Source organism: Mesonia sp. K4-1 (genome assembly GCF_008017825.1).
Lineage (GTDB): Bacteria > Bacteroidota > Bacteroidia > Flavobacteriales > Flavobacteriaceae > Mesonia.
Window position 1 is genome coordinate 56,166 of the sequence record NZ_VRLS01000093.1, and the last position, 23,517, is coordinate 79,682.

At 33.3% G+C, this 23,517-nt stretch carries 24 protein-coding genes; 15 read left to right on the forward strand and 9 right to left on the reverse strand.

The annotated features are described in order from the left end of the window. Positions 1-98 precede the first annotated feature (98 nt). The 11 genes from ykgO to ctlX all read left to right on the forward strand — a co-directional run bounded on the left by ykgO (position 99) and on the right by ctlX (position 9,275). Entirely contained in the window at positions 99-215 is a 117-nt protein-coding gene (gene ykgO, locus FT986_RS14720) for a type B 50S ribosomal protein L36 (RefSeq protein ID WP_010519235.1), read from the forward strand. Positions 216-217: 2 nt separating this feature from the next. After that, positions 218-592 (forward strand): 30S ribosomal protein S13, encoded by a 375-nt coding sequence (gene rpsM / locus FT986_RS14725; RefSeq protein WP_111541873.1) that lies wholly within the window; start codon positions 218-220, stop codon positions 590-592. 9 nt (positions 593-601) lie between these two features. Then, positions 602-985 carry a 30S ribosomal protein S11 gene (gene rpsK / locus FT986_RS14730; protein WP_111541872.1) on the forward strand — a complete coding sequence of 128 codons (384 nt, stop codon included), beginning with the start codon at positions 602-604 and terminating at the stop codon, positions 983-985. A gap of 92 nt (positions 986-1,077) precedes the next feature. After that, positions 1,078-1,683 carry a 30S ribosomal protein S4 gene (rpsD, locus tag FT986_RS14735; protein WP_111541871.1) on the forward strand — a complete coding sequence of 202 codons (606 nt, stop codon included), beginning with the start codon at positions 1,078-1,080 and terminating at the stop codon, positions 1,681-1,683. Positions 1,684-1,705: 22 nt separating this feature from the next. After that, a complete protein-coding gene (locus tag FT986_RS14740) occupies positions 1,706-2,698 on the forward strand; it encodes a DNA-directed RNA polymerase subunit alpha (protein WP_111541870.1) in 993 nt (330 codons plus the stop codon). Positions 2,699-2,763: 65 nt separating this feature from the next. Then, complete coding sequence (rplQ, locus tag FT986_RS14745) at positions 2,764-3,255, forward strand: 50S ribosomal protein L17 (protein WP_147865705.1); 492 nt, start codon at positions 2,764-2,766, stop codon at positions 3,253-3,255. Positions 3,256-3,341: 86 nt separating this feature from the next. Then, complete coding sequence (gene carA, locus FT986_RS14750; protein WP_147865706.1) at positions 3,342-4,454, forward strand: glutamine-hydrolyzing carbamoyl-phosphate synthase small subunit; 1,113 nt, start codon at positions 3,342-3,344, stop codon at positions 4,452-4,454. Positions 4,455-4,502: 48 nt separating this feature from the next. Beyond that, the gene (eno, locus tag FT986_RS14755) at positions 4,503-5,789 is read left to right on the forward strand and encodes a phosphopyruvate hydratase (RefSeq protein ID WP_147865707.1); all 1,287 of its coding nucleotides are present in this window, start codon (positions 4,503-4,505) and stop codon (positions 5,787-5,789) included. A 184-nt stretch (positions 5,790-5,973) separates the two neighbouring features. Then, positions 5,974-7,260, forward strand: coding sequence for a citrate synthase (locus tag FT986_RS14760; RefSeq protein WP_147865708.1), 1,287 nt, complete (start codon positions 5,974-5,976; stop codon positions 7,258-7,260). A gap of 74 nt (positions 7,261-7,334) precedes the next feature. After that, the gene (locus FT986_RS14765; protein ID WP_147865709.1) at positions 7,335-8,249 is read left to right on the forward strand and encodes a dimethylarginine dimethylaminohydrolase family protein; all 915 of its coding nucleotides are present in this window, start codon (positions 7,335-7,337) and stop codon (positions 8,247-8,249) included. 87 nt (positions 8,250-8,336) lie between these two features. Continuing rightward, on the forward strand, positions 8,337-9,275 hold the full coding sequence (gene ctlX, locus FT986_RS14770) for a citrulline utilization hydrolase CtlX (RefSeq protein WP_147865710.1): 939 nt from the start codon (positions 8,337-8,339) through the stop codon (positions 9,273-9,275). A gap of 1 nt (position 9,276) precedes the next feature. Here ctlX and FT986_RS14775 read toward each other — a convergent pair whose 3' ends face one another. Together FT986_RS14775 and FT986_RS14780 are read right to left on the reverse strand one after the other, a co-directional pair. Next, positions 9,277-10,761: a BCCT family transporter gene (locus FT986_RS14775; RefSeq protein WP_147865711.1), complete on the reverse strand. Its 1,485-nt coding sequence runs from the start codon at positions 10,759-10,761 to the stop codon at positions 9,277-9,279. Further along, positions 10,762-12,186, reverse strand: a complete 1,425-nt coding sequence (locus FT986_RS14780; RefSeq protein ID WP_147865712.1) for an SDR family oxidoreductase — start codon at positions 12,184-12,186, stop codon at positions 10,762-10,764. A gap of 68 nt (positions 12,187-12,254) precedes the next feature. Here FT986_RS14780 and FT986_RS14785 point away from each other — a divergent pair, with 68 nt between their 5' ends. Next, entirely contained in the window at positions 12,255-12,458 is a 204-nt protein-coding gene (locus FT986_RS14785) for a DUF3185 family protein (protein ID WP_147865713.1), read from the forward strand. A 4-nt stretch (positions 12,459-12,462) separates the two neighbouring features. On the opposite strand, the gene FT986_RS14790 is transcribed toward FT986_RS14785, so the two are convergent. From FT986_RS14790 to FT986_RS14800, 3 genes are all read right to left on the reverse strand, one after another. After that, positions 12,463-13,095 carry a MarC family protein gene (locus FT986_RS14790; protein ID WP_147865714.1) on the reverse strand — a complete coding sequence of 211 codons (633 nt, stop codon included), beginning with the start codon at positions 13,093-13,095 and terminating at the stop codon, positions 12,463-12,465. A gap of 74 nt (positions 13,096-13,169) precedes the next feature. Further along, a complete protein-coding gene (locus tag FT986_RS14795; protein ID WP_147865715.1) occupies positions 13,170-13,598 on the reverse strand; it encodes a hypothetical protein in 429 nt (142 codons plus the stop codon). Between the two features lie 24 nt (positions 13,599-13,622). After that, entirely contained in the window at positions 13,623-14,078 is a 456-nt protein-coding gene (locus FT986_RS14800; RefSeq protein ID WP_147865716.1) for a thioredoxin fold domain-containing protein, read from the reverse strand. Between the two features lie 207 nt (positions 14,079-14,285). On the opposite strand from FT986_RS14800, the gene argS reads away from it, so the two are divergent. Continuing rightward, entirely contained in the window at positions 14,286-16,055 is a 1,770-nt protein-coding gene (argS, locus tag FT986_RS14805; protein ID WP_147865717.1) for an arginine--tRNA ligase, read from the forward strand. A 41-nt stretch (positions 16,056-16,096) separates the two neighbouring features. Here the strand turns inward: argS and FT986_RS14810 are convergent, their stop codons facing one another. The 4 genes from FT986_RS14810 to FT986_RS14825 form a co-directional block, all read right to left on the reverse strand. Next, on the reverse strand, positions 16,097-17,065 hold the full coding sequence (locus FT986_RS14810) for a YitT family protein (protein WP_147865718.1): 969 nt from the start codon (positions 17,063-17,065) through the stop codon (positions 16,097-16,099). A 75-nt stretch (positions 17,066-17,140) separates the two neighbouring features. Further along, a complete protein-coding gene (locus FT986_RS14815) occupies positions 17,141-19,435 on the reverse strand; it encodes a TonB-dependent siderophore receptor (RefSeq protein WP_147865719.1) in 2,295 nt (764 codons plus the stop codon). Next, positions 19,428-20,333: a FecR family protein gene (locus tag FT986_RS14820; protein WP_147865720.1), complete on the reverse strand. Its 906-nt coding sequence runs from the start codon at positions 20,331-20,333 to the stop codon at positions 19,428-19,430. Before FT986_RS14820 ends, FT986_RS14815 begins: the two co-directional genes overlap by 8 nt. A gap of 53 nt (positions 20,334-20,386) precedes the next feature. Beyond that, entirely contained in the window at positions 20,387-20,902 is a 516-nt protein-coding gene (locus FT986_RS14825; protein WP_147865721.1) for an RNA polymerase sigma factor, read from the reverse strand. Positions 20,903-21,219: 317 nt separating this feature from the next. On the opposite strand from FT986_RS14825, the gene ffh reads away from it, so the two are divergent. Both ffh and FT986_RS14835 read left to right on the forward strand, forming a co-directional pair. Beyond that, a complete protein-coding gene (gene ffh, locus FT986_RS14830) occupies positions 21,220-22,548 on the forward strand; it encodes a signal recognition particle protein (RefSeq protein ID WP_111541852.1) in 1,329 nt (442 codons plus the stop codon). A 55-nt stretch (positions 22,549-22,603) separates the two neighbouring features. Further along, positions 22,604-23,494, forward strand: a complete 891-nt coding sequence (locus tag FT986_RS14835) for a bifunctional 5,10-methylenetetrahydrofolate dehydrogenase/5,10-methenyltetrahydrofolate cyclohydrolase (protein ID WP_111541851.1) — start codon at positions 22,604-22,606, stop codon at positions 23,492-23,494. Positions 23,495-23,517: the final 23 nt, after the last annotated feature.

The window sequence follows — 23,517 nt, forward strand, 5'->3', positions numbered from 1 at the left end:
CGATTATTAAATTTTTTTTTATTACTTTTGCGTGCTGAAAAAAATATTAGTAATCCTTTTAAAGTAAATTAATTACTAATCGGATAAAATCAAAAAAGATGAAAGTAAGAGCATCAATAAAGAAAAGAAGTGCCGACTGCAAGATTGTTCGCAGAAAAGGTAGACTTTACGTTATTAACAAAAAGAATCCTAGATTTAAACAAAGACAAGGCTAATTATGGCAAGAATAGCAGGTGTTGATATACCAAAACAAAAGCGAGGAGTTATAGCATTAACCTATATCTTCGGAATTGGCAAAAGCAGGGCTCAAGAAATCCTTAAGAATGCCAAAGTTGATGAGAGTACAAAAGTTTCAGATTGGTCTGATGATGAAATCGGAAGAATACGTGAAGCTGTTGGTAGTTACACAATTGAAGGAGAATTACGTTCTGAGGTTCAATTAAGCATCAAGCGTTTGATGGATATCGGTTGTTATAGAGGGATTAGACATAGGGTAGGTTTGCCACTTAGAGGTCAGCGTACTAAGAATAACTCTAGAACACGTAAAGGAAAAAGAAAAACAGTTGCAAACAAGAAAAAAGCAACTAAATAATAATTAACCATGGCAAAGTCAACAAATAAAAAACGTAAAGTAATCGTTGAGTCTTTTGGAGAAGCGCATATTACAGCTTCTTTCAATAACATCATCGTTTCTTTAACTAATAAAGGTGGTGATGTTATTTCTTGGTCTTCAGCAGGAAAAATGGGCTTTAGAGGAAGTAAGAAAAATACTCCTTACGCTGCTCAATTAGCTGCAGAAGATGCAACGAAAGTAGCGCAAGAAGCTGGACTTAGAAAAGTTAAAGTTTATGTGAAGGGACCTGGTAACGGTAGAGAATCTGCTATTAGATCTATTCACAATGCTGGAGTAGAAGTGACAGAGATTATCGATATCACTCCAATTCCACATAACGGATGTCGTCCTCCTAAGAGACGTAGAGTATAATTTTAAAAGTATAAACTAAGAGGGAGACTAAGATTATCGAAGGATTAATATTAAGACCTTAATTCATAATCACCTTCTAAAAATTAAATTAAATGGCAAGATATACTGGTCCAAAAACTAAAATAGCACGTAAATTCGGAGAAGCTATTTTTGGAGATGATAAATCTTTTGAAAAAAGAAATTATCCTCCAGGTCAGCACGGTAACAACAGACGCCGTGGTAAAAAATCTGAATATGCTATCCAGTTAATGGAAAAGCAAAAAGCTAAATATACTTATGGTATATTGGAGCGTCAGTTTAGAAATATGTTTAAAAAGGCCACTAGCGCACAAGGTATTACCGGTGAGGTATTATTACAACTTTGTGAATCGCGTTTAGACAATGTAGTATTTAGAATGGGGGTTTCTCCATCTAGAAGTGGAGCAAGACAATTAGTTTCTCATAGACATATTACAGTTAACGGTGAAATCGTTAACATTCCTTCTTACCAATTAAAGGCAGGTGATGTTGTAGGAGTAAGAGAGAAATCAAAATCTTTAACAGCTATTCAATCTTCATTAGAGAACTCTAGTGCAGTATATGAGTGGATTACTTGGAATACAGAAAAGAAAGAAGGTACTTATGTATCTATTCCTTCTAGAATTCAAATTCCAGAAAATATAAACGAACAATTTATCGTCGAATTATATTCGAAATAATTTAATTGACAGAACTCAAAATATGGCAATACTAAATTTTCAGAAGCCCGATAAAGTTATCATGATTGATTCAACCGAGTTTGAAGGCAAATTTGAATTTCGTCCTTTAGAACCGGGTTACGGATTAACTGTTGGTAACGCTTTAAGAAGAGTACTGTTATCCTCTCTTGAAGGATTCGCAATCACTTCAGTACGTGTAGAAGGAGTAGATCACGAGTTTTCTACTATCTCTGGCGTTGTAGAAGATGTTACAGAAATTATTTTGAATTTGAAGCAAGTTCGTTTCAAAAGACAAATAGAAGATATAGATAATGAAACGGTTACTATTTCATTATCAGGTAAAGATCAAGTTACTGCTGGTGATTTCCAAAAATTCATTTCTGGATTTCAAGTATTAAATCCAGATTTAGTAATTTGTAATTTAGAGAAAAGCGTAAATCTTAATATAGAACTTACTATCGATAAAGGTAGAGGTTATGTGCCTGCTGAAGAGAATAAAAAAGGTAATGCACCATTAGGAACTATTTATACGGACTCTATTTATACGCCTATAAAAAATGTTAAGTATAGCATTGAGAACTTTCGTGTAGAGCAAAAAACAGATTACGAAAAATTAGTTTTCGAAATCGTTACAGATGGATCTATTCATCCTAAAGATGCACTAACCGAAGCTGCTAAAATCTTAATACATCACTTTATGTTATTCTCTGATGAGAGAATTACGCTTGAAGCGGATGAAATTGCTCAAACTGAAACATATGATGAGGAATCTTTACATATGCGTCAATTACTTAAGACTAAATTAGTAGATTTAGACTTATCTGTAAGAGCTCTTAACTGTTTAAAAGCTGCAGAAGTAGATACCTTAGGAGACCTAGTTTCTTATAATAAAAATGATTTAATGAAATTCCGTAACTTCGGTAAGAAATCTTTAACAGAACTAGAAGAACTAGTGAATGTAAAAGGATTAAACTTCGGAATGGATCTTTCAAAATACAAGTTAGATAAAGATTAATACGTCATATTTTGCTCCTCATCAATATGAGTTTGGTAGCAAGATGATGATTAAATAAAAATGTCATGAGACACGGAAAAAAAATAAACCACTTAGGAAGAAAAACTGCTCACCGTAAGGCGATGCTTGCAAATATGGCAGGATCTTTAATTGAGCATAAGCGCATCAATACAACTGTAGCAAAAGCGAAAGCTTTAAAACAGTTTATCGAGCCTTTAGTAACAAAATCTAAAGAAGATACTACACACAATAGAAGAATTGTTTTTTCTAAATTACGTAATAAGTACGCTGTAGCAGAATTATTTAGAGATGTTGCTCCTAAAGTTGGAGACAGACCAGGAGGATATACTAGAATTATCAAGTTAGGTAATCGTCTTGGGGATAATGCAGATATGGCAATGATCGAGTTAGTAGATTTCAATGAGATCTATAACACTTCAGGTACTACTAAGAAGAAATCTACTCGTCGTAGTAGACGTGGAAAATCTTCTGGGAATGCTACAGAAGCTACTGCAGAAACTGCTAAAAAAGAAGACTCATCAAAGGAAGAAGAATAAGATGATTCTTATGTAAATATTTTTAAAAAAGGATAAGCTCTCGCAGTTTATCCTTTTTTTTTAACCTATTTATAAATTTAAATAAAATGAAGTATCAAATTCGTAAGAAAGCCATATTGTTATTAGAGGATGGCACTGTTTTTTGGGGAAAAGTAATCGGTGACCAAGAAGGTAGCTCATTTGGAGAAGTTTGTTTCAATACAGGAATGACAGGATACCAAGAGATATTTACAGATCCTTCATATTACGGTCAACTAATGGTTACCACGAATGCACACATTGGTAACTACGGTACATATTCCGAAGAAATTGAATCAGAAGATATTAAAATTGCTGGTTTAATATGTAAAAATTTTAGCTACAATTATTCTAGAGACAAGGCAGATTTAAGTCTAGAAGAATTCTTAAAGAAAAATAATCTTTTAGCTATTTCAGATGTAGATACTAGAGCCTTAGTTGCTTACATTAGAGATAATGGGGCAATGAATGCTGTGATAAGCACTAAAATTGATGACTTAGATGCCTTAAAAAAAGAACTTGCAGATAAACCAAGCATGAAAGGTTTGGAGTTAGCATCCAAAGTTTCAACAAAAGAGCCCTATTTTATCGGAAATGAGAATGCAACTTATAAAATTGCTGCCTTAGATATCGGAATAAAAAAGAATATACTTAGAAATTTAGCAAGTAGAGATTGTTATATTAAAGTGTTTCCATACAATTCGACATACGAAGAAATGAGTGAGTGGAATCCTAATGGGTACTTTCTTTCTAACGGCCCTGGAGATCCAGAACCATTAAGCGAAGCTATAGAAGTAGCAAAAAATATCTTAAAAAATGATAAGCCTTTATTTGGTATTTGCTTAGGACATCAGGTTATTGCATTAGCTAACGGAGTTTCTACTTATAAAATGCATAATGGACATCGTGGTATAAATCATCCTGTAAAAAATCTGGTAACAGGTAAAGGAGAGGTTACTTCGCAAAATCACGGTTTCGCTGTTAATAAAGAAGAATTAGAGGCAAATGAAAATTTAGAAATTACGCATTTACATCTTAATGATGATACAGTCGCAGGTTTAAGAATGAAAAATAAAAATTGTTTTTCTGTGCAATATCATCCAGAAGCAAGTCCGGGACCTCACGATGCATCTTATTTATTCGATCAATTTATAGAAAATATAAATCAGTCTAAAGCTTAGTTTTTCTAAGAATGTATTAATTTGTAGACATATCATAACAACAAGAATATGAGTTTAATTATAGAAATTCACGCAAGACAAATTTTTGATTCTCGTGGTAATCCAACAGTAGAAGTAGATGTAATTACTGAAAACGGAATAATGGGAAGAGCAGCTGTGCCTTCTGGTGCCTCTACGGGAGAGCATGAAGCAGTTGAGTTAAGAGATGGTGGAAAAGACTACCTAGGGAAAGGAGTTTTAAAAGCTGTTGAAAATGTAAATATAGATATTGCAAACCATTTGCTAGGACATTCAGTATTTGAGCAAGCTGCAATTGATCAATTGATGATAGATTTAGATGGCACCCCAAACAAATCTAAATTGGGAGCCAATGCTATTTTAGGAGTTTCTCTTGCTGTAGCAAAAGCTGCCGCTAACGAGCTAGGTTTACCGTTATATCGCTATGTTGGTGGGGTGAGTGCAAAAACACTTCCTGTACCGATGATGAACATAATTAATGGAGGTTCTCATAGTGATGCTCCTATCGCTTTTCAAGAGTTTATGATTATGCCAGTTTTAGCAGAATACTTTACGGAAGCTTTAAAAATGGGTTCAGAGATTTTTCATCAACTAAAAAAGGTATTACACGATAGAAATTTAAGTACTGCTGTAGGAGATGAAGGAGGTTTTGCTCCAACCCTTAACGGTACCGAAGATGCTTTAGATAGTATTAAATTAGCTGTAGAAAATGCAGGTTACTCTTTTGGTACAGAAATTATGATAGCTTTAGATTGCGCTGCTGCGGAATTTTATGAAGGTGGAAAATACAACTACAAGAAATTTGAAGGAGAAGGAGGAGAAGTAAGAACTAGCGAAGAGCAAGCTCAATACTTAACCGAATTATCTCAACAATACCCTATTATTTCTATTGAAGATGGAATGGATGAAAATGATTGGGAAGGTTGGAGAATTTTAACTGAAAAAGTTGGTGATAAAGTACAATTAGTGGGAGACGATTTATTTGTGACCAATGTAGAACGTTTGCAAAAAGGTATCAAAGAGAATATAGCTAATTCAATCTTAATCAAAGTGAATCAGATAGGAACATTAACCGAAACCATTGCAGCGGTAAATATGGCTCACAATGCAGGATATACATCTGTAATGTCACACAGATCTGGAGAAACTGAAGATAATACTATAGCAGATTTAGCTGTGGCCTTAAATACAGGTCAAATTAAAACAGGTTCAGCTTCAAGAAGTGATCGTATGTCAAAATACAATCAATTATTACGTATTGAAGAAGAGTTGGGTGATGTAGCTTTTTATCCGAAAAAAGGAGCTTTTAAGATCTAATTTTTAGTATATAAATAAGTAAAAAAGCTTCACCATTTGGTGAAGCTTTTTTTTATGTATTAAATTAAGATTAAATTAACAACAATAAGGGGTTCACACTCAAATTTACAATGAGATTTGTCTTAAAATTAATACTATTTTTTGTAAATTAGCAGCACTTAAAATTAAAAATTATATTATACATATGTCAAAGACAGCTACTATAGAATTAGACGGGAAAAAATATGACTTTCCAGTTGTTGTAGGAACCGAGAATGAGGTTGCCATCGAGATTAAATCTTTACGTGGAGATACAGGAGGCTTAATTACTTTAGATCCAGGTTATAAAAACACAGGATCGTGTAAAAGTGCAATAACCTTTTTAAATGGAGAAGAAGGGATTTTACGTTACCGTGGATATTCTATTGAGGAATTAGCAGATAAAGCTAGTTTTTTAGAAGTAGCATACTTATTGATTTTTGGAGAATTACCAACACAAGATCAATTAGATAAATTATATAAAGACATAAAGAAAGAATCTCATGTAGATGAAGAAATGAAGAAAATCTTAGATGGTTTTCCTAAATCGGCTCATCCCATGGGAGTTTTATCTTCGTTAACGAGTGCCTTAATTGCGTTTAATCCAAGTGCAGTTAATGTAGATTCAGATGAAGAAATGTATAATGCTATTATTAAATTATTAGCTAAGTTTCCAGTTTTAGTTGCTTGGACATTAAGAAAGAAAAACGGACAGCCTCTAGATTATGGAGATAGTTCTTTAGGTTATGTTGACAATATATTAAAAATGATGTTTAAGAAGCCACATGAGAACTACGAAGTAGATCCTGTTGTTTCTTCAGCATTAAATAAATTATTGATCTTACACGCAGATCACGAACAAAACTGTTCAACTTCTACTGTTAGAATCGTAGGTTCTTCTCACGCCGGTCTATTTGCTTCAATATCTGCTGGTATTTCTGCTCTTTGGGGACCACTTCACGGAGGTGCCAACCAAGCGGTGATTGAAATGCTTGAGGGTATTAAACAAGATGGTGGAGATACTAAAAAGTATATGGGTAAAGCTAAAGATAAGGAGGATCCATTCCGTTTAATGGGATTCGGTCATCGTGTTTATAAGAACTTTGACCCTCGTGCAAAAATCATTAAGAAATCTGCAGATGATGTTTTAAATCAATTAGGAGTTGAAGATCCTGTTTTAGATATCGCTAAAGGTTTGGAGAAAGAAGCTTTAGAAGATAGCTACTTCGTTGATAGAAAATTATATCCTAACGTAGATTTCTATTCAGGAATTATTTATAGAGCATTGGGTATTCCTACCGAAATGTTTACGGTAATGTTTGCTTTGGGTAGATTGCCAGGATGGATCGCTCAATGGAGAGAAATGCGTTTAGAAAAAGAACCAATTGGACGTCCAAGACAAGTTTATACAGGAGAGAATCTAAGAGATTTTAAAGATATCTCTAAAAGATAATCACTTGCAGTAAGTAAAGTTAAAAGCTTCATAGAGATATGAAGCTTTTTTTATATTTGTAAAAATTTGAAATTATGTTAAAACTTCATATTACCAACGAAACTTCGCGGCTTAGGGCCGTTATTTTGGGCTTAGCCAACAGCAATGGACCAACGCCAACATTAGAAGAAGCCTACGATCCTAAATCTGCTGAATATATAAAAGCGGGAACCTACCCTTTAGAAAAAGATATGGTAGAAGAAATGACAGCGGTTAGAGATGTATTAGAAAAGTATGAAGTTAAAATATATCGACCAGAACAAATTGAAGATTACAATCAAATTTTCACTAGAGATATAGGTTTTGTAATTGATGATATATTTTTTAAAGCTAATATCTTACCCGATAGAGAAAGAGAAATTGATGCTATACAGTATGTAATCGATCAAATAGATCCGAAGAAAGTTCACCGTTTTCCTGAAGATCATCATATTGAAGGAGGTGATGTTATGCCAATAGGAGACTATATTTTTGTAGGGACTTATAGAGAAAGCGATTACAGCAATTACATTACGGCAAGAACCAATATGAAGGCTGTAAATGCTTTACAGGAAATGTTTCCAAACAAGACAGTGAAATCTTTTAATTTACGTAAATCTTCAACCGATCCTAGATTAAATGCCTTGCATTTAGATTGTTGTTTTCAGCCGGTTGGGAAAAATAAAGCTATTATTCATAAAAACGGATTTTTAAATGAGAATGAATATGAATGGTTAGTTAATTTCTACGGAAAAGAAAATGTTTTTGAAATAGATAGCGACCAAATGTATGCTATGAATAGTAATATTTTCTCTATAGCTGAAGATGTAGTGATTTCAGAAAAGAATTTTACAAAATTAAACGCTTGGTTAAGGGCACAGGGTATCACGGTAGAAGAGGTTCCGTATGCAGAAATTTCTAAACAGGAAGGTCTATTACGCTGTTCAACTTTACCGTTAATAAGAGATTAATGCGTTAGGGATTGTAACGACATCCTTTTTCTTTTTTCAAGAAAAAGATATAGTGAAAAGCCCGCTCGAACGCCCAAAAAGAATACAATGAAACAAATCACCAATAGTATATTAATGATTCGTCCTGTTAATTTTAGGATGAATGAAGAGACTGCTGTAAATAATTATTTTCAGAAGTCTATAGAAGAAGAAAATGAAGCGATTACAATAAAAGCTCAGAAGGAGTTTGACACTTTTGTTAGTAAGCTTAGGAAAGTAGGAGTAGAGGTTATTGTAGTTGATGATATTAAAGAAAATGACACGCCAGATTCAATATTTCCTAATAATTGGGTTTCTTTTCATGAAAATGGAAATATCGGACTTTATCCTATGTTTGCTGAAAATAGGAGAAGAGAGCGCCGTGAAGATATTTTAGCAAGCCTAGAAGAAAAAGGATTTACTATTAATAATATATTAGATTATACTGCAGGAGAAGATGAAAATGTTTTTTTAGAAGGCACGGGAAGTTTATTGTTAGATAGGGCAAATGAAAAAGCATATTGCGCCTTATCGGAAAGAGCTAATGAAGATTTATTCATTGAGTTTTGTGAAGATTTTGAATATATGCCAGTTGTCTTTACTGCTAATCAAACCGTAAATGGTGAACGTAAAGCCATTTATCATACCAATGTAATGATGTGTTTGGCCGAAAATTTTGCAGTGATTTGTTTAGATACGATCGATGATAAAAAAGAACGTAAAAAACTTATTGCGAGCTTAAAGGAGGATGGTAAAGAAATCATCTCTATCACCGAAGCTCAAATGCATAATTTTGCAGGCAATATGTTGCAAGTTAAAGGCGTATTCGATAAGAAATACTTAGTAATGAGTGCAAGTGCTCACAAAAGCCTTAATGCAAAACAAATTGACGCCATCGAAAAGCATTGTGAAATTTTGAGCAGTGATCTAGAAACTATAGAAACCCTTGGAGGTGGTAGTGCTCGCTGTATGATGGCAGAAGTATTTTTACCAAAAATAGAGGCTTAATTTAGCTTTTTTTCAAAATACTTTTTGTAAAATTAATAGCAATTAAAACGCTTAAGAATGCAAAGGGCAAAGAAGTAATAATTAGAAGTTTTTGCATCGCAGTAAGAACATTTTCAGCGGCAGAGTAACTAGCGAGTATTAGTATAGTCTCCGTGAATAAGAATAATGCAATAGCCCAAAGAAGTCGGTGAGATTTCTTTGGGTTTTCTTTTCCTTTATCGGTAAACATACTAAGGACAAAAATAGCACTATCTACTGAAGTGACTAGAAAGCCCACCAAAAGCAAAATCGTGACTAGAGAGGTTACACTGCTAAGCGGATATTCCCTTAGAAACACAAATAGCGAAGTAAATACATTACCAAATTCTTCATTATAGACACCCCAATTATCAATGATTTGAAAGGCAGAGGTCCCAAAGGTGGAGAACCATAAAAAACTTCCTAAACATGGCAAAAATAAGCCCCCAAAAATAAGCTGTCTTACCGTTCTTCCTTTAGAAATTCGGGCGATAAAAATTCCGGTAAACGGAGCCCAAGACAACCAAAATGCCCAATAGTAATAAGTCCAATCGGTTAAGAATTCTTTTCCAGGATTGTGATCTCCTAATGCTAAACTTAGCGGAATAAAATCTATGATGTAATGATAAGTAGCGGTAAAAAAGTTATGAAAAATTTGACCAATATCACTTTTCAACAATATGAAAACCAGTAATAAAATGGTTATTGTAATATTGAGATTTGAGATTTTTTTGATGCCTTTATGAATTCCGCGATAGACGGAAATAAAAGCTAAGATGAATATTAAAAATGTAAAAATATAACCATAGTTAGAAACTTTATTTTTAAAAAGAAATTGTAAACCTCCTTCTATTTGAGTGGTGCCTAAAGCAATGGCAGCTACAACTCCAATTACAGTAGTCATAACGGTTAGATAATCTACACCGCGGGTTACTTTGCTGTAATCGTTGACTGAAAAACTATTACTTAATAAAATAGTTTTATTTTTCATGTAAACGTAATAACCTATAATGAGAGCAAAAAAAGTATAGAAAGCCCAAGCAGTGAATCCCCATTGATAAAAGGTATATTCTAAAGCAATAATTTCTGAAGAGGTAGAAGTCTGTAAAGGTGGGTTTTGTTGCATATATACAGGTTCTTGAACGGCTCGCAGTAAAATACCTGCACCCATCCCGGCACTGTATAACATGGCTGTCCAAGACCAAAAATTATATTCGGGTGAAGAACCTCCTAGCCTTTTTTTTCCAAAAGGCGAAATGGCAATAACTATTAGAAACACTACACAAGCTAAGCCCAGCCATAAATAAAAAACACCAAAGTAATTTCTAATACTTACCGAATAACTTTCTATGAGTTGGTAAAAATTTTGAGGATTAATTAAAATACATAAGGATAGAAAAACAATGCTTATAAATGAAAAGCAAAGTAGGGTGTTCTCTTTTATGTAATTTAATATTCGGTTTTTCATTTAACTTTTAGCAATACGTTCTAGCATTCCTGCAAAGATAAAATAATGAAACGGAAGCATGCTGTACCAATATAATCTACCCCATATTCCTTTGGGCCTAAAGGTGGCTGTTTGATGTACGATATTGTTCTCATCTATATAAAATTCTAACCAAGCTTCACCAGGTACTTTCATCTCGGCAAAAAGTAATAAACGTTTTTCATCTTTATCGGCTAATAGTACGCGCCAAAAGTCTAATGAATCTCCAGTAAAAATTTTATTAGGATGGGTTCTTCCTCTTCTTAAACCAACACCTCCAAATAGTTTATCTAAAAAACCACGAAATTTCCATAGCTTATTTCCGTAATACCATCCCTTTTTTCCGCCAATACTCCATATTTTCTCTAATGAAGCTTTAGGGTTATCGCTTTTCATTTCTTGCCGATCAATTAAACATCCATGTGTGGGAACCTTGATATATTTATTGAGGTCGCTCGTAAATCTACCGCTAACTCTAGAGTCTTTCCAGCTCGATAAAACCTGATTTTGTTCAATTTTATCGAAGGCAGCTTTAATGGCTTCTGTATAAGTTAAAGGTTGTATACCTAACATTTTTTCTAATCTATTATCTTTTGAGACCACTTCAATTTTCATACTATCTACTAAATTAGCAGCTAGCATATATGAGGTTGAAGTCATAAAGTACAACCAGTAAGAGGATAGTTTTGGAGATAAAAAAGGAACGCCAACTATATGCAGGTTTAAACCTCTAATCTTACAGTATTCTAACATCATCGTTTTATAGGTCATCACATCTGAACCCGAAATGTCAAATGAGTCGTCATAGGTTTTTTCGTTTCCTATGCTAAGTGTCAAGAAGTCTAATACATTTCTAATGGCAATAGGCTGTGTCTTCGTATTTACCCAACGCGGAGTGATCATGACAGGTAATTTTTCACATAAATCTCTGATGATTTCAAATGAAGAGCTACCAGAGCCTACAATAATACCAGCTTGTAGGCAAGTGAGGTGAAAATTTCCTTGTGAAAGTATATCTCCTACTTTCTTTCTAGACTGCAAATGTTTTGACATTTCATCTTCATTCACCATTCCAGTAAGATAAATTACTTGCTTTACGGAAAGATTTTCTAGATAAGCATTAAAGTTAAGTGCAGACTTTTCTTCTAGATCATCAAAATCTGTAGTAGAGCCAGTCATAGAATGAATTAAATAGTAGGCAACATCAATATCTTTGGGAAGTAAGTTGTTGTCAACTTCTTCTAAAAAATCTATTTCTACAATCTCAATTTTTTCAAGTACTTCTTTTTCTATAGAAAATCGGCTTGCACTTCTTACCGCACAAATGACTTCGTGTTCCATCTCTATAAGTAAAGGAAGTAAGCGCATGCCAATATAACCATTGGCTCCAGTAAGAAGAATTTTCATGATTTTTTAAAGATAATTTACGCATTAAATACTTAACTTTCCACTAAAAATAGAAATAAGCTTTAAGAATGCAGAATACATTAAAAATCGTCTTGCTAATTTTAGGAATAGTGCTTATTGGTTACGGACTTTATACGGTAGTTTTTCCTCATATTTCTTTGGAAGATGGTGCGAGTAAAATTCCGGCGAAGACCGATAATACCCAAAGCTTTGCCATGATATGTTTAGGTATTCTTACTTTGGTTTGTGGTATTGCCTTTAAAAAAAGGTAACCTCTTATAGGAGTGCTACCCCAAGTACTGTCATTATTGAAGAGCTAATATATTCTATCCCAATTGCAATTACAATAAAACCAATAATTCTAGAGATAGCGTTAATTCCTGATGCTCCCAAAAATTTTACAATAAAGTGAGCGCTTTTAAGCATTAAAAAAGTAGCGGTACAAGTAATAGCAATGGCTAAAACTATAATTAATCTATCAAAGATTAAATGGTGATCTTCTTGCAATCCAATTAATAAAGAAATCGCTCCGGGTCCAGCAAGCATAGGAATAGCTAAGGGAGTTAGAGATACGCCATCTCGTTCTTGCACATCATTTTTTACTTTTTCACGATCCATTCCTTTGTGTTTGTTAAATGATCCTGTAAGCAAGGCAAAACCAGAAGACACAATAATAAGTCCGCCTGCAATTCTTAGCGATTCTATACTAATTCCAAAAAAGTTTAAGATGTATTTTCCCGTAAAAAAAGCGATTGCTAAAATTACAAAGGTATTAGTAGCGGCTAGTAAAGAGGTTCTAGAACGTTCTGCATTAGTATCTTCTTTGGTTAAGCCAACAAAGACAGGAACGGTTCCTAGTGGGTTAATTACCGAAAATAATGCGGCAAAAACATAAATAAATAAATCCATCGTTTTTTTGGCAAATATGCTTTTAAAAACCATGCTGAAGTTCAAGAAATAATTAAATGAAAGTTACCAAAAGGCTAATAATAACCCTGATTAGAAGAACTGGAATGATCTGCTTTTAAGGCTAATGTTTTTTTCATAAACCGATGTATTTTTGGAGAATCGGCTTTGATTTTTACAAAATGTTTGTTGCCGTAAATTGAGTATTCTTCTGCTTTACCTTTATAGATTTTCAATTGATAATAAGGGATAATCAATGCGTAGCTTTCTAATAGCGATCTAAAACCAAGAATAATACCATCGGGTCTAATCTCAATATTACAAACATTAAGATAAGAATCTAAAACCAATAAATTATGAATTTCTATACTTGAAGAATTAATATATAATTTACCAGAACCAATTCCTTTTAATGCAAATCGTTCTTTTAAAGTAAAAGGAAGTCCGACTGTTTGATTGATGGTATTTGTGATTTTAGGATTCCGATAAGAAACATTAAAAAGCATTTGTTCTTAGACTGAGTTAATTAGTTATTGTTTTTGAGTGAAAATTTTGCCCAGATTAATAAATTGGATGGGAGTTTTATAACCAGAAACTCGATTTAAAATTCGGCCATTATTAGCATCTACATAAAGTAAAGTAGGATAGCTTCGCAATCCAATACTTCTGGCAATTTCGGCTCCTTCACCTTTTTCTGCATTTAAAGACAAATTAATAAATTCTTTATTGTAAAACTCACCTACAGATGCATCTCGAAAAGTATTTTTTTTCAATGACTTACAAACTCCGCACCAATTGGCATAAAGGTATACAAACACTAATTTTTTTTCCGCTTTAGCATTCTCTAAAGCTTCTTGATAATCTCCGTTATAAAAATCAATTCCTTTTTTAACTTCAAAATTGTAAGTGCTATCTGTATTTGTAAAGGCAGTAAGCATAAATACAGATATAAAAATTACGAGAATTGTTTTTATGTGAAATCTCATTTGTAATTAAGTGTATTGAAGTCAAAATTTAAGCAAACTTAAAATTACATTTAAAAGGGAAGGTTTACAAATTAGAGGATTAAAATATGAGGGTGTAGATGAAAAAACTTAAAAAATAAATAATTTTAAAAAAGGAAAGCTCAAGTAGAGGTTAGTCAACTCTAATTTTTAAATTATCTTTGCAGCTCCAAATTTAAGTGAATTTTCATGCAAATATTATTAGAACAACACATTAAAGAAGCGTTAACAGCTTTACATCAGGTTAATTTAGAAAATGTCGAATTTCAAGCCACACGCAAGGAGTTTGAAGGCGATATTACTGTCGTAATTTTCCCTATGTTACGCCAAGTGAAAACCAATCCTGTAAGTTTAGGAGAAGCAATTGGTAACTACTTAGTAGAAAATGTTGAAGAAGTTGCTCGTTTTAATGTAGTAAAAGGGTTCTTAAATTTGGTGATAAGCGATCATTATTTTCTTCAACAATTTAAAGTAATAAAAGATGACGCACATTTTGGTTTTGTAAAATCTACGGAGAAATCTCCTAGTATTATGGTAGAATATTCTTCGCCAAATACTAATAAACCATTGCATTTAGGTCATGTAAGGAATAATTTATTAGGTTACGCTGTCGCGGAAATTCTTAAAGCAGCAGGAAATACGGTTTATAAAACCCAAATTATTAATGATCGTGGAATACATATTTGCAAAAGTATGTTGGCTTGGCAAAAATTTGGAAACGGAGAAACACCAGAATCTACCGGGCTTAAAGGAGATAAGTTAGTAGGGAACTACTATGTAAAATTTGATCAAGAATATAAAAGTCAAATCAAAGAACTCCAAGAGCAAGGAAAAACAGAAGAAGAAGCAAAAGCAGAAGCTCCTTTATTGTTAGAAGCTAAGAAAATGCTTTTGCAGTGGGAAGCAGGAGATGAAGATGTAGTTGCGCTTTGGAAAAAAATGAACCAATGGGTTTATGACGGTTTCGAAACTACCTATAAAAATATGGGGGTAGATTTTGATAAAAACTATTATGAAAGTAACACCTATTTATTAGGGAAAGAAGTCGTTCAAGAAGGATTAAAAAAAGGAGTTTTCTTTAAAAAAGAAGATGGTAGTGTTTGGATAGATTTGACTGAAGATGGCTTAGATGAAAAAATCGTTTTACGATCTGATGGGACGGCAGTTTATATGACGCAAGACATCGGGACGGCTATTCAGCGTGTAGAAGATTATGCTATTAATGGCTTGGTTTATACCGTAGGAAACGAACAAGATTACCACTTTAAGGTCTTGTTTTTAATACTAAAGAAATTAGATTATGAATGGGCTAATCACCTTTATCATTTAAGTTACGGTATGGTAGATTTACCTAGCGGAAAAATGAAGAGTAGAGAAGGAACTGTTGTCGATGCCGATGATTTAATGGTAGAGATGACTCAAACAGCTCAGAAAATCTCTGAAGACTTAGGGAAACTTGAGGGTTACACCAATGAGGAGAAAGAGAGTTTATATAACACTATTGGTTTAGGGGCGTTAAAATACTACATCCTCAAAGTAGATCCGCGAAAGCGTATTTTATTTAATCCTGAAGAATCTGTAGATTTTCAAGGGAATACAGGACCTTTTATTCAGTATACGTATGCAAGAATACAATCCATTCTGCGTAAAGCAAGTTTTAATCACGGTGAAGATGTAAGTAATTATACGTTGGATGCTAAAGAAAAAGAGGTGATGAAGCAATTGCAATTATTTCCCGAAGTGATTCAGCAAGCTGCCGCTCAACACAGTCCAGCATTAATTGCTAATTACACCTACGATTTAGTGAAAGAATTTAATTCTTTTTATCAAAATGTAAGTATTCTAGGAACCGATGTAGAAATAGAAAAAATATTTAGAGTTCAATTAGCAAAAGCGGTAGCGCAAACTATAAAAAATGCATTTAGCTTACTAGGAATAGATGTTCCAGAAAGAATGTAAAAACTAAAAAACCGAGTAAAATTTTTACTCGGTTTTTTTATTTAGTGAAGAGGTCTGCGTTTTATCATACCTCCCTTAGTGTCTTTAACAGGAGTCATTACCACAAACGCATTAGAGTCTATTTTTGCTATCTCGTTGTTAAGTTTATTGAGTTCTAAACGCGTGAGGACGGTATAAATAATATCTAAATCATCATTTCCGCTGACATGTTTTACTCCGCGTTGACCTTTGTAAATGGTAACTCCTCGACGAAGTTTATTTAAAATCATTTCTCTTATTTCTTCACTGTGAACAGAAATGATATTGACAGAGATATATTCTTCAATACCTTCGATAACAAAATCTAAAGTTTTCGAAGCTGCAAAATAGGTAATCATAGAGTAGAGGGCAGCTTCAATAGAAAGGAAGTACGCTGCAGCGCCAAAGATTATAACATTGATTATAATTATAATATCGCCAATGGTAGCTCCAAATTTTCTACTTAGATAAATAGCTAAAACTTCTGTACCATCAATTACGGCACCACCTCTCACTGAAAATCCTATTCCTGCACCTAGAAAAAACCCTCCAAAGACGGCAACTAATAGCTTGTCATCGGTTACTTCTGGAAAGTGAATATTTGCGATAATGAGCGCTAATAAACTTATCGCTATAGCCGTTTTTACCGCAAATTGTTTTCCTATGATATTGTAACCTAAAATAACAAATGGAACATTTACTAATAGAATGATCCCCCAAAGTGGAAGTTCACTTAAGCCTGTAAGCAAAAGAGCGATTCCTGTAGCTCCACCATCAATAAAATTATTTGGGAGTAAAAAACTTTCTAATCCAAAGGCTGCAGAAAAAATTCCGCAAAGGATAAAAATAGATTCTTTAATGAGCTGCTTAGATGCAATTTTAAATTTTCGGTAAGCTTTGGCATTTCGAAAGTCTGATATAGATTCTTCAGCAGGTATCTTCTCCTCTATGTTCGTGAATCTTTTAAATAAAGCTTTCCAAATTCTATTCATCTTTTAACCTTGTTTAGGTAATCGAAGATAATGATAAATGAAGCGAAGTAGCAATTTTAAAATTTTAATTTTTGCTTAAAACATGAGTCTAAAGATAAGATTTGGAGTTATTCCTAAGCCTTCTTGTTCAACCAAAAATATTTCTTCATTTCTTCTTTCATAATAAGCATTTACAATATTCTTTGTGTTTAAAACATTCCATATTGAAATTCCTGCATAAGCGTTTATTTTAGGATGAATAGGAAATTGCTTACTTGCAGAAAAATCTACTCGAACATAAGGGTCTAAATTTTCACTGTTTGGAGCTAGATAATCAAATTGATGGTTAGCTAATCCTGTTTCACTTAAGGGAGTAAAATGTCTTCCAGAGCGCCATTTTATTCCGCCTGAAAGTTTGAGTTGATCATATTCATAAGAAGTAGTAAAAGAAAGCGAATTGGTGATTTCTAAGTTACTATCAAAAGGCTCTTCAGATATATCTTCAAAAGTATAGTCGTTGTTGGTCAAAGAGTAACTAGCCCAAGCATTTATTCTCCCGAATCTTTTTTTTAGTAGAAAGTCTATACCTCGAATATAATAGTCGCCAATTAAAGGAGCGTATTCAAATTGATTTTGAAATCCTTGGCTTCTAGAAGTGATTCCCGTCACTTTTTTAGTATAAGCCTCGGTACTTGCTTGCCAATTATTTTTATGATAATGCACGCCTAAAGATAGTTGAAAACTTTTAAGAATAGGGACTTCTTCTTGATCTGCTAACTGCCAACGTCTATTCTCTATACCGAGAAAATCCTTTTGGAAATCTATGATTTGAGTACTCGATTGACTTTTAGCTTCGCCTAGAAACTCGAAGGAAAGATGATCTAAAATTTTTTGATTAAAACTGAATCGAGGTTCGAATAAAAATAAATCAAATTCATTAAAATAATTAAGTCGAGTACCCAATTGAAGCGAAGTTTTTAAATCATTAGATTTAAACGAAAAAGTAGAAAACAACGCATAATTGGTTGCGTAAAGCTGACTGAAATTTCCCGATAAGGGATTAATCATTTTTTGAACGTTGTCAATTCTAGTTTTTATAAAATCCAGTCCGTTTTCTAATTGAATATTCCCATTTACCTTATACGAAGTGGTAAATTTAAAACTATTCTCTATCACTTCATTTTCTTGTGTAAGATCCTGAGAAGTGACTGCATTAGCATTTTTAGAATTTAATTGATAATCAGAAAAATAGTATTGAAAGTTTGTTTTAAAAACATCACTCCAGTTCCTTTTATAATTAATGCCGATGCCTAAACTATTTTGAGAAAGTTCACTAGTTTTTGTGTTAATATCATTGTCTACTACGGCATTTTCTAAGAAAGTAAGATCATTGTCTAAATAAATGAAATTAATACGTAAACGATCTTTTTTAGAAAGCTTGTAAAGCCACCTTAAACTAACGTCATAGAAAGAAAACTCATCGTTTGTTTTGATACTTTGTTCACTCGTATCTGTTATTTCTGTATTTTGAAATGCCCGATCGTAATATTGATCATAAGTAGGGGTTTTAAAAAAACTATTTATAGAGCTTCTTGCTGCAATTTTTAATGATGAGTTTTTGAACAAAGGAACGTCTACTAAACCATAAGCGCTTAGGTAATTTACACCTGCTTCTGCATGAAAATCATTTTGAATTTTATCGCTGGTAGAAAGCGATAAAATTCCAGAAACACTATTTCCGTAAGCGGAATTGGTTCCGTTTTTAGTTAAAGAAACCTTTTGTGTCATGTATGGATTTATCGCAGAAATAAGTCCGAAAAAATGTCCTGACTGATACATTCTTATCCCGTCCCATAGAACCAAGTTTTGATCCTGTGTTCCGCCACGAATGTTGAGGTCAGATATTTTCTCATTTATACTTTCTACTCCTGGTAAAAACCTTACTGTTTGTAAAGCATCGGGCTCTATTAAACCTGGTAATACCGCAAAATCGTCAAAATTTACCTCAAAAACACCTTGATCTTTTTTGGTGATACCGCGAGCTAAATAATTAGAAATAATTATGGTTTCTAGTTCTTCAATTTTTTCAGCAGTTAAAACATTTTTATTTTTTGTAACCGCAATAAACCTTTCAGATATTTTTTCAAAAATAAGTGGGGTATGCGCTTCAAGAAAAGCAATGATATCTGTAAAAGGCATTTTTGTATCATATAGAGGAACATATAGATCCTCTATATCTTTATCGGCAAAAGAAAAATTGTAATCGTAGTTATTTTCTAATTCTATAATTACTTGAGGTAAAGCAATAGAATCTTTTGTTGTTTGTGCTTTAGTAACACTACAACATAAACCTAAAATAATAAATAAGAATACGTATAAATTTTTACTCACGGGCACTCACGATAATCTCATCTTCTTGAATACTATAGTCTAATCCAAACGGCAAAGTAATTGATTTTATTGCGGTTTCGATGTTTTTATGAGTAAAACTACCAGTAAACAATTTATCTTGATTTAAAGTAAGGTTTTTAGTTTGAATTTTAATATCGTACTGTCTTTCAAATTCTTTAAATACTTCTCTTAGCGGCACACTCTTAAAGGTGCTTTTATCTTGAAGCCAAGTTGAAGAATTTCCAGTATTTTCATATTCGTTAAGTTGTTCGTTACGAAAAGCTATGCTGTTCCCAGCAGGAAGTTTTATACGTTTATTATTAATTTTCACCTCTACAAGTCCTTCATAGCAATCTACATAAATAGAATTATCTCTCTGTCTTACGTTAAACTGGGTTCCTAAAACACTCACTTCACCTAAGGATGTAATTACTGTAAATTTTTTCCCTTTAGCTACTTTGAAAAAAGCTTCTCCATCTAAATGAACTTCTCTATTTCCAGTCCAAGTATCTTTGTTATAAGAGATTGATGTTCCTGCATTTAGAATTACTTCAGAGTCGTCGGGTAAACTTACCTGTTTTGTGACATTAGCTAAAGTGTCGATTTGAGTTTGTGTAGAATGAAAAAATAAAAAGTAAGATCCTATGGCAATCACTAAAATAGCAGCGATCCTAGTAAGCTGATTTATCCAAACTTTCTTAGATTTTTTCTCTCTGGTCTTTTCCACAACAGATTTTAATCCATTATGAATATCTATTTGCGGAGCTTTAAAATAGGTTGCATTTTCAGCAATTTTTTGATAGTCTTTAAAAGCTTCATTTTCTTGCAAAAATTGCAATTCCTCTCCAGATAACGTTTCGTTATCTAACCACTTCTTTATGATTTCTTCTTCTTTCATGCTTTATTTTCTACCTATAGAACAACAACCTTGCAATTTATCCTACTTCTTTTTTAAATTCCTTTTATTTCTTTACGGATTTTTTTCAAGGCTCCATAAATTCTCTTCTCTACTGCTTTTTGAGAAATATTGAGGATTTCTGCAATCTCCTTGTGTTTTTTGCCTTCAGTACGATTTAGCAAAAAAGCAACCCGTTGGGATTCAGTAAGGCTAGCAAGCGCTTTTTGATATTTTTTGAGGTATTCCTGTTCCTCTAATAAAAATTGAGGGTCTTGATGATCTTGATGCTGGGTTTTTCTTTTTTCATATTTCAATACTACTTTTTGATGCTTTACCTCATTAAGCATAAGGTTATTTGCAACAGTAAAAAGAAAACTTTTTGCTTTACTAGGCGGAACTTTTTTGCAGTTTTGCCATAACTTTACAAATGCTTCTTGCATTTTGTCCTCTGGCTGAAGCAGTTCTCCAAACTTATAATATAGAAAATCATGAATGTTTTTAGCGTGTTTTTCATATATGCGAGCAAAAACACTCTCTTCGCAAACATGGTCTTGTAAATTTTTAGTCATATGAGTTGGAGTTTTCCGTAAAATTAAAAAAAAATATGAGTTGCTATTAGGAGTTTTTGTAAATGTGTTGTTATATAAGTAATTACCCTTATGAAATGGGATTGAGATTTAAACCATCTTTCATTTTATAAAACTAGACCTTTTATAAAATCTTGAACACCGCAGAAAGTAAATAGTTTTTTGTTGTTTTAGTAAAAAGACTGTCAATTTATTGTCAGTCTTTTTTGCTTTTATAAATTTCTATTTTCATGCATTAAGACTTTATAGTTAAACATCTAATTCTTAACTTTGCAAATCTTAAAAATAGAAGAAAGACTATGTTTGATAATTTAAGTGATAAGCTAGATAAAGCATTACACGTCTTAAAAGGACACGGACAGATTACTGAGGTTAATGTAGCAGAAACATTAAAAGAGGTACGTCGTGCCTTAGTAGATGCCGATGTGAATTATAAAATTGCCAAAGAGTTTACCAGTACGGTAAAAGAAAAGGCTTTAGGGCAAGATGTACTTTCTAGTCTTAAGCCAGGACAATTAATGGTGAAGCTTGTTAAAGATGAGCTTGTTAAATTAATGGGAGGCGAAGTTGCTGGGATTAATCTTTCTGGTGACCCAAGTATTATTTTAATGTCAGGTCTTCAGGGTAGTGGTAAGACTACTTTTTCTGGTAAACTAGCTAATTTCTTAAAAACAAAGAAAACAAAGAAACCTCTTCTCGTTGCTTGTGATGTTTATCGTCCTGCAGCAATCGATCAATTACACGTAGTTGGTGATCAAATAGGTGTTGAGGTATTTTCAGATAGAGAAGAAAAGAATCCAGTAGCTATTTCAGAAAAGGCATTGGCTTATGCTAAAGAGAATGGACATAATGTAGTTATTATAGATACCGCAGGTCGTTTAGCAGTAGATGAAGCGATGATGACCGAAATTTCTAATATACATAACGCTATCCAGCCACAAGAGACTCTTTTTGTAGTAGATTCTATGACGGGGCAAGATGCTGTAAATACCGCTAAGGCCTTTAATGATGTATTGAATTTTGACGGGGTAATTCTTACCAAATTAGATGGTGATACTCGTGGGGGAGCAGCAATTTCTATTAAATCTGTAGTAAATAAACCTATTAAGTTTATTGGTACAGGGGAGAAAATGGAAGCTATAGACGTGTTCTATCCAGAGCGTATGGCCGATCGTATCCTTGGGATGGGAGATGTTGTGTCTTTAGTAGAGCGTGCACAAGATCAATATGATGAAGAAGAGGCTAGAAAACTTCAAAAGAAAATTGCAAAAAATCAATTTGGATTTGATGATTTCTTAAAACAAATTCAGCAGGTAAAAAAGATGGGGAATATGAAAGACCTTGTCGGAATGATCCCTGGTGCGGGAAAAATGATGAAAGATATCGATATAGATGACGATGCTTTTAAACATATTGAAGCTATTATTCATTCTATGACACCCGAAGAAAGAACTCAACCTTCAGTAATCAACGCAAGTAGAAAGAAACGTATAGGAAAAGGTTCTGGGACTTCAGTAACACAAGTAAATCAACTGTTAAAGCAATTCGACCAGATGAGCAAAATGATGAAGATGATGCAAGGTGGGGGCGGAAAGCGTATGATGCAGATGATGAAAGGAATGCAATAAATGACTAATTGGGGCTAAAGTGCAAAAACTTTAGCCCTTTTTAATTCTTATAAGAATGACAATTTTAGACGGAAAAAAAGTTAGCAATGACATTAAAAATGAAATTGCTGAAGAAGTTTCAAAAATGAAACAAAAAGGGGAGAAGGTTCCTCATCTTGCAGCAATCATCGTAGGTAATGATGGAGCAAGTAAAACTTACGTAAATAGTAAAGTTAAGGCATGTGAACGTGTAGGGTTTGAGTCTACTCTAGTAAGAATGTCGAGTACGACAAGCGAAATAGAATTGTTAGACAAAATAGAGGAATTAAACCAAGATGATAACATAGACGGGTTTATTGTACAACTACCTTTGCCTCCTCAAATAAATACACAACAAGTCTTAATGGCGGTTGACCCAGATAAAGATGTAGATGGTTTTCACCCAACTAATTTTGGTAAGATGTCTTTAGATATGACTTCTTTTATACCAGCAACTCCTTTTGGGATTTTAGAGCTTTTAGAGCGTTACGATATTCCTACGAAAGGAAAGCATACAGTAGTAATTGGTAGAAGTCATATTGTAGGTAGGCCTATGAGTATTTTAATGGGAAGAAGTGGTTTTCCTGGTAACTCTACGGTAACTTTAACTCATAAGTATACTAAGAACATTACTCAGATTACTTCTCAAGCAGATATTATTATTATTGCTGTAGGTATCCCTCATTTCTTAAAAGCAGAAATGATTAAAGATGATGCTGTAGTAATTGATGTGGGGATTACTAGAGTTCCAGATGAGACCGCAGAAAAAGGTTATGTGATTACTGGAGATGTAGATTTTGAAAATGTAAAAAATAGAGCTTCACATATTACTCCAGTACCTGGAGGGGTGGGGCCAATGACAATCGCTATGTTGCTTAAAAATACTTTATTGGCGAGAGAACGTCATCGTCTAAGAGAAAGATCTTAAAAAAAAGCCTCCAATTGGAGGCT